Origin of the sequence: Pseudomonas sp. M47T1 (assembly GCF_000263855.1) — a bacterium.
Classification (GTDB): domain Bacteria; phylum Pseudomonadota; class Gammaproteobacteria; order Pseudomonadales; family Pseudomonadaceae; genus Aquipseudomonas.
This window is the reverse complement of record NZ_AJWX01000021.1, coordinates 77,774-91,149: the sequence shown is the minus strand read 5'-3', so window position 1 is coordinate 91,149 and position 13,376 is coordinate 77,774. Positions and strand designations below refer to the sequence as shown.

The window sequence follows — 13,376 nt, the reverse complement described above, 5'->3', positions numbered from 1 at the left end:
GTTTTCATATGGAAACAATCCATGAGCGAGCTCGATGACCTGGCGGCCTTTGCCGTGCTGATCGAGGCGGGCAGTTTTACCCGGGCGGCGCAGCAGTTGGGCTGGAGCAAGGGGCAGTTGTCCAAGCGCATCAGTGGCCTGGAAAGCAGCCACGGTGTGCAACTGCTGCACCGCAGCACTCGACGCCTGAGCCTGACGGCCGCCGGTTCAGCGTTGCTGCCCGAAGCTCGGGCGCTGGTGGCACAAATGGAGCGGGCGCATCAGGCGCTGGCGCTGCTCAAGGACGAACTGGCCGGGCCGGTGCGGCTGACCGTTCCCGTGTCATTGGGGGAGACCTTTTTTGAAGGGCTGCTGCTGGAGTTCGCCCGTGACTACCCTCAGATCAGCCTGGAGCTGGACCTGAGCAACAGCTATCGCGACCTGGCGCGCGAGGGTTTTGACCTGGCCATCCGCGAAACCGTGGCCAACGATGAACGCCTGGTGGCGCGGCCGCTGCTGACGATGCAGGAAATCACCTGTGCCAGCCCGGCGTACCTGGCGGCACACCCGGCGCCAGTGACGCCTCAGGATTTACGCGAGCATGCGTGCCTGCTCAACAGCCACTATCGGGGGCGGGAGGAGTGGCGGTATCACCAGCATCACGAGCTGATTCGGGTGGCCGTGGCCGGACGGTTCGCCAGCAATCACTACAGCTTGCTGAAAAAGGCGGCGTTGGCGGGGGCGGGGGTGGCGAGGCTGCCTTCGTACATGTTGCATGCGGAGTTGGGGGCGGGGCGGTTGGTGGCGCTGCTGAAGGGTTACCAGACGGCCACCGCACCGTTGTTCCTGGTGCATCCCTACCAGCGCGGGTTGCCCCGGCGGGTAGAGGTGCTGGCGCAGTATTTGATCGGCTGGGCAAACCGGTAGCGGCCGCCAGGCTGCGAAAAGGCCCGCAGGACCTTCGGCGCAGTCATGCTGATCGCAGGCCCGCTGTGCGAGCCTTCGCAGCCTGGCGGCAGCTCCAGAGGCTTGGGTCACCCGCCCAGGTAGGCTTCGCGCACCTTCGGGTCGGTCAGCAGGGCTTCACCGGTGCCTTGCATCACCACCCGGCCGTTTTCCAGCACGTAGGCGCGGTCGGCGATTTTCAGCGCCTGGTTGGCGTTCTGTTCTACCAGGAAGACCGTCACGCCATCCTTGCGCAGCTGTTCGATGATCTCGAAGATCTGCTGAATGATGATCGGCGCCAGGCCCAGAGACGGCTCGTCCAAAAGCAACAGCTTGGGCTTGCTCATCAGCGCTCGGCCAATGGCAAGCATCTGCTGTTCACCGCCCGACATGGTGCCGCCGCGCTGGTTGAAACGCTCCTTGAGGCGTGGGAACAGTCCCAGCACCTTGTCCATTTGCGCCTGGTAATCGTCCTTGTCAGTGAAGAATCCGCCCATGGCCAGGTTCTCCTCAACGGTCAAGCGGGCAAATACCCGGCGACCTTCGGGCACCACGGCGATGCTCTTGCGCATGATCTGCGAAGAGTCCTGGCCCACCAGTTCCTCACCCAGGTAGCGGATGCTGCCGCAGTGAGCGCGCGGCGAGCCGCACAGGGTCATCAGCAGGGTCGACTTGCCGGCGCCGTTGGCGCCGATCAGGGTCACGATTTCGCCCTGTTTCACTTCCACGTTGACGCTGTGCAGCGCCTGGATCTTGCCGTAGAAGGTGGAAACGTTTTCGAACTGCAGCATTTACGCTTCCCCCAGGTAGGCTTTGATCACTTCAGGATTGTCGCGGATCTGTTCCGGCGTGCCATCGGCCAGCGGCGTGCCCTGGTTGATGACCACGATGTGGTCGGAAATGCTCATCACCAGTTTCATGTCATGCTCAATGAGCAGCACCGTGGCGTTGTGCTCTTCGCGCAGGGTGGCGATCAGCGCCTTGAGGTCGTCGGTCTCGCGCGGGTTGAGGCCGGCCGCCGGCTCGTCGAGCATGAGGATGCGCGGGCGCGTCATCATGCACCGGGCGATCTCCAGGCGGCGCTGCTGACCGTAGGCCAGGGTACCGGCCGGGCGGTTGGCGAATTCCTTGAGGTTGACCTTGTCCAGCCAGAATTCGGCATATTCCATGGCCTCGCGCTCGCTGCGGCGGAACGCGGGGGTCTTGAACAGGCCCGAGAGGAAGTTGGTATTCAGGTGGCGATGCTGGGCAATCAGCAGGTTTTCCACGGCAGTCATGTCCTTGAACAGCCGTACGTTCTGGAAGGTGCGCACCACGCCCTTGCGGGCGATTTGATGGCCGGGCATGCCCTGGATGGGCTGACCGTCCAGCAGGATGGTGCCGCCGGTGGGCTTGTAGAAGCCGGTCAGGCAGTTGAACACCGTGGTCTTGCCGGCACCGTTGGGGCCGATCAGCGCCACTACCTGCTTTTCCTTGACGCTGATGCCCACGCCATTGACGGCCAGCAGGCCGCCAAAACGCATGCTCAGGCCGGATACTTCAAGAATGTTCTGCGTCATTTTCGCAGCTCCATGTGGGGGCGCTGCATCGGCAACAATCCTTGAGGACGCCAGATCATCATCAGCACCATCATGGCGCCGAACATCAACATGCGGTAATCAGCGAATTCACGGGTCATTTCCGGTAGCAGAATGACCACGATCGCTGCCAGGATCACGCCCAGCTGCGAACCCATGCCACCCAGCACTACGATGGCCAAGATCATGGCCGACTCGATGAAGGTGAACGATTCGGGGGTTACCAGGCCTTGGCGAGCAGCGAAGAAGCTGCCGGCAAAACCGGCGAAACAGGCACCCAGGGTAAACGCCGAAAGCTTGATGAGGGTAGGGTTCAGGCCCAGCGCGCGGCAGGCGATCTCATCTTCACGCAACGCTTCCCAGGCACGGCCGATGGGCATGCGCAGCAGGCGGTTGATGATGAACAGCGCCAGCAGGGCCAGCAGCAACGCCACCAGGTAAAGGAAGATTACCTTGCCCACCGGGTTGTAGGGCAGGCCGAAGTACTCGTAGAACGTCTGCGCGCCATCAGCGGCGGAGCGGTCGAAAGACAGGCCGAACAGGGTGGGCTTGGGGATGTTGCTGATGCCGTTGGGGCCACCGGTGATGTCGGTGAGGTTGCGCAGGAACAGGCGGATGATTTCACCGAAACCCAGGGTCACGATGGCCAGGTAGTCGCCGCGCAAACGCAGTACCGGGAAGCCCAGCAGGAAGCCGAACGTGGCAGCCGCCAGGCCCGCCAGCGGCAGGCATACCCAGAAGCTGAAGCCGTAGTAATGCGACAGCAGGGCATAGGTGTAGGCGCCCACCGCGTAGAAGCCCACGTAACCCAGGTCCAGCAGCCCGGCCAGGCCCACGACGATATTCAGGCCCAGGCCCAGCATCACGTAGATCAGCACCAGCGTCGCCAGGTCGACCGCGCCCCGAGAGCCGTAGAACGGCCAGATGAACGCGACCACGATCAGGCCCAGCATGATCCAGCGCTGGGTCTTGGGCCGGGTGAGGAAGTCCCCGGTATTGGCTGGCATGCCCGGCAGCTTGGGCGCCGCTTTCCAGGCCGAGCTGATTTGCGTGTTGAACAGCACGCGCAGGAACATCAGCACCGAGCACAGGGCAATGATCAGCATGGTCGTGGGCGTGGCCCCCTGGACAATCAGGTGAATGCCGTCGATGGTCAGCTTCAGGCCGATCACCGGGTAGGCCACGGCCCATACCAGCAGGGCGCTGAACAGCGCCGATTTGAGATTCCGAGTCATACTTTTTCAACCTCCGGACGGCCCAGGATGCCAGTCGGCCGGAACAGAAGGACCAATACCAAAAGACCGAACGCCACCACATCCTTGTACTGGTCGCCAAACACGTCGGCGCCAAACGCTTCGGCCACGCCCAGTACCAGGCCGCCGAGCATGGCGCCCGGAATGCTGCCGATACCACCCAGCACCGCTGCGGTGAAGGCCTTCAAGCCCACCAGGAAACCGGCGTTGGGGTTGATGACGCCGTATTGCATGCTCAACAGCACCGCGGCGATCGCAGCCAGGGCCGCGCCGATGACGAAGGTCAGGGCGATAATGTTGTTGGTGTTGATGCCCAGCAGGTTGGCCATCTTCATGTCCTCGGCGCAGGCGCGGCAAGCGCGGCCCAGGCGGGAACGGGAGATGAACATGGTCAGGCCGAGCATGGCGATAAGCGTCACCACGAACACCACGATCTGCATGTAAGAGATCAGCACTTCCTGTGCCCCCCCTGGCCCGAAGCTGATGTTGCCCGGGATCAGGTTGGGTATTGATTTGTCCTTGGAGTCTTGCGCAAGCAGAACCGTGTTCTGCAGGAAGATCGACATGCCGATGGCCGAGATCAGCGGGATCAGACGGTTGCTGCCGCGCAGGGGGCGGTAGGCAATGCGTTCGATGCTGTAGCCATAGGCACTGGTGACGACGATGCTGGCGCAGAACGCCGCGGTCATCAGCAATGGCACGTTGTCCAGGCCCAGCATGGCCAGGCCGGCGATGGCAATGAACGCCACGTACGAACCGATCATGTAGACCTCGCCGTGGGCGAAGTTGATCATTCCAATGATGCCGTAAACCATTGTGTAGCCAATGGCGATCAGGGCATACGTGCTGCCAACGGTCAGGCCGTTAACCAGCTGTTGGAAGAAGTGATAAATGTCAGGCATTACAGCGCGCTCCTAAAAACCTGATACGCATTTCACTGGTGGAGTCATTTTCCTGCCTGCACGCCTGGCCATGGCCACGGGTGCAAAGCTTGTTGCCAGCGAACCGCTGGTGACGGTTTTAAGATTTTCAGGTGGGCCGCCTTCCGGATCGCGGAAAACCGGCCCATTACCTCGTAAAACAAAGCCCACTGCTCGCGCAGTGGGCTTTGTGGGGGTCAGACAGCGATTACTGAGGGCTGACTTCGGTCTTCGGTTTGCCGAAGTGCCACTGGTAGACCACGAACTTGAAGTCCTTGAGGTCGCCCTTGGCGTCGAAGCTCAGGTCACCGGTAGGGGTCTTGAAGGTACCGGCGTGGATGGCCGCAGCCACCTTGGTGGTGTCTTCGCTGCCGGCGGTCTTGATGGCGTCGGCAATCACTTCAACGGCCGAGTAAGCCGGGAATACGAACGGGCCGCTCGGGTCCTGCTTCTTGGCCTTGAAGGCATCAGCCAGGGCGACGTTGGCCGGGTCCTGGTCGAAGGATTTCGGCAGGGTTACCAGTAGGCCTTCGGAGGCGTCCTGGGCGATCTGCGAGATGGAGTCGTTGCCAACGCCTTCAGGGCCCATGAACTTGGCGTTCAGGCCTTTTTCCTTGGCCTGGCGCAGGATCAGGCCCAGCTCTGGGTGGTAGCCACCGTAGTAGACGAAATCGACGTTGGCCTGTTTCAGCTTGGCGATCAGCGACGAGAAGTCCTTGTCGCCGGCATTGATACCTTCGAACACCGGTACCTTGATGCCGTCTTTTTCCAGGGTGGCTTTCACCGCAGTGGCGATGCCTTCGCCGTATTGCTGCTTGTCGTGGATCACGGCAACCAGTTTAGGCTTCACGAACTTGGCAATGTAGTTGCCGGCAGCCGGGCCCTGGGCGCTGTCCAGGCCAATGGTGCGGAACACCATCTTGTAGCCACGCGCGGTGATCTCCGGGCTGGTGGCAGCCGGGGTGATCATGATGATGCCTTCGTCTTCGTAAATGTCCGACGCCGGCTGCGTGGAGCTGGAGCACAGGTGGCCGACCACGAACTTGACGCCGTCGTTGACCACTTTGTTGGCGACCGCTACCGCTTGTTTTGGGTCACAGGCGTCGTCGTATTCGACCGCTTCGAGTTTCTTGCCATCCACGCCGCCTTTGGCGTTGATTTGCTCGATGGCCATTTTCGCGCCCATGAACTGCATGTCGCCATACTGGGTAACAGGGCCGGTTTTAGGGCCGGCGATGCCGATCTTGATGGTGTCGGCAGCAAACGAATGGCTGGCAACCCCCGCCAGAACCAGTGCGGCGAACAGCTTGGAAATCTGCTTAGTCATAATGCTCCACTCTAACTGTTGTATTTTTTATAGTCTTGCGGCGAAAGCTGCAGGACCGGGTCGTGTCGATGCGGGTGTCGTGTGTTTCCACGACTGCCCGAGCGAACGGCAAACACCCCGATCAGCCCCCGGTAACTGTACCGGTACAGTGTAGAGCGCCGCTTGTTCCATTGAAAAGCTGGCGCCTGGGGGCAAATGGCCAGGATGTCGCTTTATCGACAGGAAGTTACAGAATAACGGCGGCGAAACCTGTGCAGCAGGTCGTCATCCTTGGCTTTTCCGAACTCGCCAATCAATCACATAATTGAAACCGGGTTTTTCCAAGGCAATCCGAGCGTTATCATTGCCCCGATTTTCTTTTTTGGTGAAACCCATGACTCAACAACCTAGCACCCTCTATGCCAAGCTGCTCGGCGAGACCGCCGTTATCGGATGGCAGGAGCTGCAACCGTTTTTTGCCCGCGGTGCCCTGTTGTGGGTCGAGCCTGCGCTGGATTTGGTCGCTGCCGCCGAGGCCGTGGCCACGGATAATGGTGCCAATGTGAAGCATTGGATGGACCAGGGATTACTCGGCAAGGTCTCTGAGTCGCAGGCGCTGGACTGTATCGAGCGCGACCCGACGTTGTGGGCGGTGGTGGTGTCGCCGTGGGTGCTGATCCAGGAAAGGGCAGCGGAAAAATAATGGCACCATGATGGTGCGTTGTGGGCGCTGGCGAGCCAGCGCCCACAGATGATCAGGTCAATCCACGTAGTCGGTCTTGCCGGTGTGGTTGTTCAGGGAAATGACACGGGTCTTGCCAATACGGTGGCGGTATATTTCCCGCAAGTATTTCACCGCTTTCTTCACACATTCGCGCGACAGTCGAATGTCATTGATCGACACGAACTTGCTCTTGTCGTTGATCAACTCCCGGTACTTTTTTTCGTACATCGGTTTGATCGCGTACCAGTTGGTATCAAGAATCTTGGCCGGGTTTTCGAACTCGTTGAGCAACTCGTCGATAAGCGCCTCGTCAAACTCGTCGCTGACGATGTAGTCGAGAATGGCGTTGTCCAGGGTGTCGTCGAAGCGATAGGAATTGCGCGCGAAGCAACGCTTGATGAACGCCACGATCAGGGTCAGGAAATCGTCGGACAGGCACGGGCTCTTGGCTATCAGGGTGGTCAGCGACAGGTTGGCCGAAGCGCCGATCACCAGCGCGTAGCGCTTGAGCGTGGTGTTGGGAAACAGGCTGTTGAGGTGGGTCTTGAGCCGGTTCAGGTCCATATAGGACAGCTTGTAGTCCTTGGGCAACGACACGATCGACACTACCGACGAGCAGTTCTTGAAAAAGTGCAGGTCATGCAGCGCCGCGGCGTCGTAGCCCGAGGCCTGGTATTGCTCCAGCGCGGCGCGGTAGCGGCGTGACTCGATGGGCAGCAGGCTGATGCCTTCGATGGCCTGGGTGACCTTGTTGAAGTGCGGCAGGTCGATGGAGCGGAAAAACAGGTCATCGATGTCCAGGCGCGGCTGTTCCTTCTCGAACACCTTGAACTTGTCGCCGGTGGGTGCCGGTGTTTCCGGTACTACCGATTCTGCGTAGGCAATGGCCACCGGGCCGGCCAGGCTCATGAACAAGTCGTTGGCGTCCAGGCGGATGGTCTCGCCAATGTCGATACCGGCGCGTCGGAAGTAGTTCTGGTCATAATCGGTGGTCACCGCCTGGGCGGTGAGGATGTTGAAGATCTGCTGGGAGATGTACTGGTTGGCGTGCTTCTCCATGGCGTTGACGTCGATGTTCTGAATGTTGCCGTCATCGCTTTCTTCGGCGTAGCGCATGATGTCGTTGGAAATCAGCATCATCGCGTTCCAGGGGCGAATGCGGCCCATCACGCTGGCTTCGCTGCTGTCTTCATTGTCGAAGTTGTAGGAGAAGTCCCATTCCTCTGACAGGTATTTACACAACAGCCGCCCGGCATTGATGTGCAGGGCTTCGGACATTTCGCTGCGGTGATCGGAAATGTTGGGCAGCACGCAGATGCCGCTGGTGAAGATCGGCTCGAACACGAAGGAGTGGCCACTCTTGCTGTCGTGCTCGTCGGCCGGCTTGGTGTCGAACGTCTTGTTCATGTACGAGTATTGCTGGGCCAGGCCGAATTCTGAGGCCATGCCCGAGCCGGTGCCGCCGCCGGCGCTGAAAATATAGAAATACAGGCGTGACTGGTTGGCCTTGATGCCGCAGGAATCGATCAAGTAGGAATGAATAAGCTTCCAGTCGGCGCTGGAAAAACGCTGGGTTTCCTTGTTGAGGATGATCTTGGCCAGGTACTGGCCCAGGATCGGTGCGTTGCCAGCGCCGCCGGCATGCACTTCCGACAGGTCCATGATCTTCATCTTGCTGTAGTCACGGATGAAGCCGCTTTTCTCGCCCTTGCGCGAGAAGCGGATGCGCCCGGCAATGTCCTTGTCCAGGTCGCCCAGCATCACCAGGGGTTCTACCAGGAACACCGGCTTGGTGGCCTTGCCGCCACCCAGGCGCAGGTTGTTCTGAAGCCACCGCGCGGGGCTGTAGGTCTTTTCCACGTCGCGGTCCTGGTTGTTGAACTCGTTGAGGTAGAACTTGCGCGCGTTGTACACCAGTTCCGCCACGTCCAGGGCAATGTTCGAACCGCAGCGGCCCAGGCCTATGAGGCACACCGACGGAAATTCCTGGTCGCGGCGTGGCTGGCCGTCGTCTTCCTGCAGCACCGCATGGGGGAACACCATTTCGCGCAGGCCATCGAGGTTGTCGAGGATGCGCTGGGTGTCGGTCTCGGTGTAGTACAGGTACTGCTGCGGGGTGCTGGGCCGCGGCAGGTAACTGCCCTGGGGTGTATCGACAGGGGCGGCAATCATCGGCTCGGCGGTCGCTGTGGCAGCGTTATTCTTGGAATTCATGGTGCGTGTCTGGCCTGGACAGGAGGCGCGTACAATCAATATCAACGCGCCATCACGGAATGAGGAGCGGCGACTGTACAGTGCGTCATCTGTCTCAGCGATAGGGGTTCTCCCTACCCACGCTAAGGGGTTACCTTGCGGGCCGGGCCAGGGGGTGAAGCGTGGGGGCGTCGGCGAACAGGTCGCGTACCACGCGTTCATCGCTGGCGCGTGCAGGCACCGGGTAGGTGAATTCGCTGCCTGTTGCGCTGAGGTGTTCGTTCAATTGGTCGAGTATCGGTCGCAGTTCGGCCAGGGCCACCGGCCTGCTGAGCAGGTAACCCTGCACGTAGTCGCAGCCATAGCTGTTGAGAAATTCGTACTGCTGCACGGTCTCGACGCCTTCGGTTACCACCTGCAGGTGCAGGGTGTGGGCCATGACGATGATCGCCTGGACAATTTCCATGTCTGCGGCCGAGCGCGGAATGTCCTGGATGAACGAACGATCGATCTTCAAGGTGTCCAGCGGCAGGCGCTTGAGGTAGGCCAGCGAGGAATAGCCGGTGCCGAAGTCATCGATTGACAACGACACGCCCAGGGCGCGGATTTGCGAGAGCAGGCTGATGGTGGCGGCAATATTGCCCATCAGCGCGTTTTCGGTCACTTCCAGTTCCAGGCGTTGCGGTGCCACGCCGGCGCTGGCCAAGGCGTCACGAATTTCGTCCACCAGTTCCTCGCGGGCCAGGTTCAAGGCTGAGCAGTTGACGGTGATCTTCAATTGCTCGCAGCCATTGTGGCCCAGGTGGGCCAGGTCGCAGCAGGCGCGCTTGAGCACCCAGTGGTCCAGCTCGGCGATCAGTCCGTTCGCTTCGGCGATGGGGATGAACCGGTCGGGGGTGAGCAGGCCGTGTTGAGGGTGGCGCCAGCGAATCAGTGCTTCGAGCTTGGCTACCTGGCCGCTGTGCAGGTCGAAGATAGGCTGGTAGAACAACTCCAGCTCGCTGCCCGAGCGCAGGGCGTTGCGCAGTTCTTCTTCTAGCTGCAACTCCAGGGTGGCCTTGGTGCGCAGGTTGGCGCTGAAGAAATGCAGGGCATTGCGCCCGGCGCCCTTGGATTGATACAGCGCCAGGTCGGCGTGCTTCAGCAGTTCTTCGCAGGTGTCGCCATCGTCGGGGAATACGCTGATGCCGATGCTCGTGGTCATCACCATGCGGCGACCGGCCAGGTCGATGGGCTCCTTCATTTTCTGCATGATGCGCTGGGCCATGTGCCGCGCCTCGTCACGGTTGTTCATGCCAATCAGGATGCAGAATTCGTCGCCGCCAAAGCGCGCCACCACATCGGCATGGCTGCGGGTGGCGCTCTTGATGTGCCCGGCGATGACTTTCAGCAGGTCGTCGCCAGCATCATGGCCCAGGCTGTCATTGATGCGTTTGAAGTGGTCGATGTCCAGGAACATCACCGCCAGCATGCCGCCGTTGAGCTTTTGTTCGATGAGTTTCTCGCCAAACAGCTGGTTGAAGCCGCGCCGGTTGATGAGGTTGGTCAGGGCGTCGTAATGCGCCACCTGCTGCAACGACACCCGGGCCTGGTCCAGCTGGCTGAGCAGCGCATTGACCCGGCGCAGGTCGTGCTCCTTGCTTTGCAGTTTCTTGTCGGCCAGGGCTGCGCTGAGGCTGCTGGCAATGATCAGCAAGGTGATGAACGCCACGGTCAGGCCCAGTTCCAGGCTGTTATCCACCATGGGCGCGTGGAGTGCGCTGCCTTGCGGTACGGCCATCACCAGCGACCACATGCCCAGGAAATGGGTGGCCACGATGCCGGCACCCATCAACAGGCTGGCGCTGTACTTGAGCAGTTGGTGGAACGTACCGCTGCCGGTGCGGAAGTGCCGAGCCAGCATCAAGGCGGCGAAACTGGCGACAATGGCGACTACAATGGACAGGCTGAACAGCCCGGGTTTGAAATACTGGGTGGCGTTGGAGCGCATGGCGATCATGCCGACGTAGTGCATGCCGGCAATGCTCAGGCCGATGCCGATTGAACTCTTGACGTAGTCGAGCAGGGTAATGGTTTCCCGGCTCAGGGTAGTCATGGCCAATAGGCCGGCTATCAGGGCAATCAGCAGCGACACCACGGTGATGGGCAAGTCGAAGTGCATCTCGATGGGCGTTTCGAACGCCAGCATGCTGATGAAGTGCATGGCCCAGATGCCGCCGGCCAGGCACAGCGCGCCAATCCAGCGCCATTGATGGCGGGCGCCGGGCCGCTCCACGTGGCTGATACGCTCGGCCATGTCCAGGGTGGCAAAGCTGCCCGAACAGGCCACCAGGTAGGCCAGCAGAACCAGAAACGGATTGTGGCTGCAGTTGAGCAGGATCTGCCCGCTGTCCGGCAGGTCGCCGATGAAGTGTAAACCTAGCCAATCCATAGCGTGCCTCTGAACGAACGCTCCCATGCCACCCGGAGGCGGCGAGTTACCATCAGTGTAGAAGGTGACGTTTTGCTGCTGGCAAAGTGATGCCAATCATTTCGTAATCAATACAATAGCAAAATGCACTAAGCCGTCGACATCCACTTGAGCGCGCGGTCGAATCGATCACCGCGTCGCCACAACGGTCTCTTGTTGGGCACTGGCAAGCTAGCGCTCACAGTGTCATCGGCTGCTACTGCCTATGGCCTACCATCACGCTAGCTGATCCAGCGGACATTTGCCCATTCACCTTCTAGATTTCATCTGGCCTCTACAACAATAACAGCGAGTGCCTTCCATGCCCTTATCCGCCCAGGCGCCCCATGCGTGGCGTATTTTGTTCCTGCTGTTCCTGGCCAACTTGTTTAATTTCTTCGATCGCACCATTCCGGCCATCATCATCGAGCCGCTGCGCATGGAGTGGCATCTGAGCGATTTTGAACTGGGTATCGCCGGTACGGCGTTTACCTTGATCTATGCAGTAGCGGGCATTCCGCTGGGGCGCATGGCCGACCGCGGTTCGCGGCGCAAGATGATGGGCTGGGGCCTGGCAGTGTGGAGTGCGCTGACCGCGGTAAACGGCTTTGTCGCAGGGTTTTGGACCTTTCTGCTGGTGCGCATGGGCATCGGCATTGGCGAGGCCAGCTACGCCCCGGCGGCCAACTCGCTGATCGGCGACCTGTTCCCGCCCCAGCGGCGTGGTCGCGCCATGGGTGTCTTCATGCTGGGCCTGCCCCTGGGCTTGCTGCTGGCGTTCTTCACCATTGGTGCCATGGTCGAATTCTTTGGCAACTGGCGTGCGCCGTTCTTTGTGGCGGCGGTGCCAGGATTGTTGCTGGCGTTGTTCATGTTCACCATTCGCGAGCCGGCCCGCGGTGCTGCAGAAGCCGAGCCGGTGTCGCAGTTGCCGTTGGACAAGCCGTTGCGGCGTTTGCTGGCCATCCCCACGTTTTGCTGGTTGGTGCTGGCGGGCCTGGCGTTCAACTTCGCCACCTATGCCTGCAACAGCTTTATGGTGCCGTTGCTGCAACGCTACTTTCACTTGCCGCTGCATCAGGCTGCGGTGGCCACCGGGCTTATCGTTGGCGTCACCGGCCTTGTGGGCCTGACACTGGGAGGCTGGGTGGCGGACAAGGTGCAACAACGCATAGCTAATGGCCGCCTGGTGCTGGCAGCCAGCTGCATGATGGTGGCGGCCTGTGCCACTACGTGGGCGCTGGCGGCGGGGCAAATTGAGATCGGCCTGTTCGTGGCGGTGTTCGGCTTTGGCTGGTTCTTCAGTTACGCGTTCTATACCTGTGCCTACACGGCCATTCTGGAAGTGGTGCACCCGCGCATGCGCGCCACGGCCATGGCGTTGTTTTTTGCCGGGCTGTACTTGCTGGGTGGGTCGCTGGGGCCAGTAGTGGCGGGGTTGCTGAGCGATCGCTTCGCCCATCAGGCCATGGCAGCGGCCGGGGCCACGCAAATGAGTGAACCGTTCAAGGCCGTGGGCCTGCACGACGCGATGTTTTCGATTCCGGTGGCGTTGGTGCTGACCCTGGTGTTTCTGGCGCTGGCGGCGCGCAGCTTCAAGCGTGATGCGGCGCGGATGCGCGAGGGGATGACAGTAGCCGCCCAACCGACCGCCGGGCTGGCGGTCGGCGCTTAGCCGTTCACATCATGGGTTTTTTGTATTTCAGGATGTACAGGCACAGCTCGCGATAGGCGCTGGCGGGAACCTTGGCGATAACCTCTCGGGCGTCATGAAGGGTTTGACTGCTGAGCTTTACCATCTCCCGGCGCAAGTCTGGCTTGGCTATCCTTTGGGTGGTCAGCTGGGGGCTGGCGCAGGGCAGTTGACCCTCGTCATCATCGTCAGGCACTCACTGCGCCGGCAGTTTGCACACGCTATGACAGACCTTCATGCTTTCCTGCCCCGTGGCCAAAGTGGGTGGCAGGCTTGCAAGGTAAGGCTGCGGGGACCGGGGTGGGGCCAGATAATTATTGGCGTTTGCCAATAAAAA

11 protein-coding genes are annotated in these 13,376 nt (G+C 60.7%); 3 read left to right on the top strand and 8 right to left on the bottom strand.

Going from position 1 to position 13,376, the window contains the following annotated elements; all coding sequences use genetic code 11:
- The first annotated feature begins 21 nt into the window (after positions 1 to 21).
- The gene (locus tag PMM47T1_RS20475; RefSeq protein ID WP_008372518.1) at positions 22 to 906 is read left to right on the top strand and encodes a LysR family transcriptional regulator; all 885 of its coding nucleotides are present in this window, start codon (positions 22 to 24) and stop codon (positions 904 to 906) included.
- Positions 907 to 1,013: 107 nt separating this feature from the next.
- Here the strand turns inward: PMM47T1_RS20475 and PMM47T1_RS20470 are convergent, their stop codons facing one another.
- The 5 genes from PMM47T1_RS20470 to PMM47T1_RS20450 all read right to left on the bottom strand — a co-directional run bounded on the left by PMM47T1_RS20470 (position 1,014) and on the right by PMM47T1_RS20450 (position 6,001).
- Positions 1,014 to 1,715, bottom strand: a complete 702-nt coding sequence (locus PMM47T1_RS20470) for an ABC transporter ATP-binding protein (protein WP_008372516.1) — start codon at positions 1,713 to 1,715, stop codon at positions 1,014 to 1,016.
- On the bottom strand, positions 1,716 to 2,483 hold the full coding sequence (livG, locus tag PMM47T1_RS20465; protein WP_008372515.1) for a high-affinity branched-chain amino acid ABC transporter ATP-binding protein LivG: 768 nt from the start codon (positions 2,481 to 2,483) through the stop codon (positions 1,716 to 1,718).
- On the bottom strand, positions 2,480 to 3,736 hold the full coding sequence (locus PMM47T1_RS20460) for a high-affinity branched-chain amino acid ABC transporter permease LivM (protein ID WP_008372513.1): 1,257 nt from the start codon (positions 3,734 to 3,736) through the stop codon (positions 2,480 to 2,482). Before PMM47T1_RS20460 ends, livG begins: the two co-directional genes overlap by 4 nt.
- Complete coding sequence (livH, locus tag PMM47T1_RS20455) at positions 3,733 to 4,656, bottom strand: high-affinity branched-chain amino acid ABC transporter permease LivH (protein ID WP_008372511.1); 924 nt, start codon at positions 4,654 to 4,656, stop codon at positions 3,733 to 3,735. Before livH ends, PMM47T1_RS20460 begins: the two co-directional genes overlap by 4 nt.
- 226 nt (positions 4,657 to 4,882) lie before the next feature.
- Positions 4,883 to 6,001 carry a branched-chain amino acid ABC transporter substrate-binding protein gene (locus PMM47T1_RS20450; protein WP_008372508.1) on the bottom strand — a complete coding sequence of 373 codons (1,119 nt, stop codon included), beginning with the start codon at positions 5,999 to 6,001 and terminating at the stop codon, positions 4,883 to 4,885.
- A 373-nt stretch (positions 6,002 to 6,374) separates the two neighbouring features.
- Between PMM47T1_RS20450 and PMM47T1_RS20445 the strand changes: the two genes are divergently transcribed.
- A complete protein-coding gene (locus PMM47T1_RS20445; protein ID WP_008372505.1) occupies positions 6,375 to 6,683 on the top strand; it encodes a DUF2288 domain-containing protein in 309 nt (102 codons plus the stop codon).
- Between the two features lie 57 nt (positions 6,684 to 6,740).
- Here the strand turns inward: PMM47T1_RS20445 and PMM47T1_RS20440 are convergent, their stop codons facing one another.
- Both PMM47T1_RS20440 and PMM47T1_RS20435 read right to left on the bottom strand, forming a co-directional pair.
- A complete protein-coding gene (locus PMM47T1_RS20440) occupies positions 6,741 to 8,918 on the bottom strand; it encodes a hypothetical protein (RefSeq protein WP_043301314.1) in 2,178 nt (725 codons plus the stop codon).
- A 130-nt stretch (positions 8,919 to 9,048) separates the two neighbouring features.
- Entirely contained in the window at positions 9,049 to 11,328 is a 2,280-nt protein-coding gene (locus tag PMM47T1_RS20435) for a putative bifunctional diguanylate cyclase/phosphodiesterase (protein ID WP_008372501.1), read from the bottom strand.
- Positions 11,329 to 11,668: 340 nt separating this feature from the next.
- On the opposite strand from PMM47T1_RS20435, the gene PMM47T1_RS20430 reads away from it, so the two are divergent.
- Positions 11,669 to 13,021 (top strand): spinster family MFS transporter, encoded by a 1,353-nt coding sequence (locus PMM47T1_RS20430; RefSeq protein WP_008372500.1) that lies wholly within the window; start codon positions 11,669 to 11,671, stop codon positions 13,019 to 13,021.
- A 4-nt stretch (positions 13,022 to 13,025) separates the two neighbouring features.
- On the opposite strand, the gene PMM47T1_RS29920 is transcribed toward PMM47T1_RS20430, so the two are convergent.
- Complete coding sequence (locus tag PMM47T1_RS29920) at positions 13,026 to 13,235, bottom strand: hypothetical protein (protein ID WP_008372498.1); 210 nt, start codon at positions 13,233 to 13,235, stop codon at positions 13,026 to 13,028.
- Between the last annotated feature and the right edge of the window lie 141 nt (positions 13,236 to 13,376).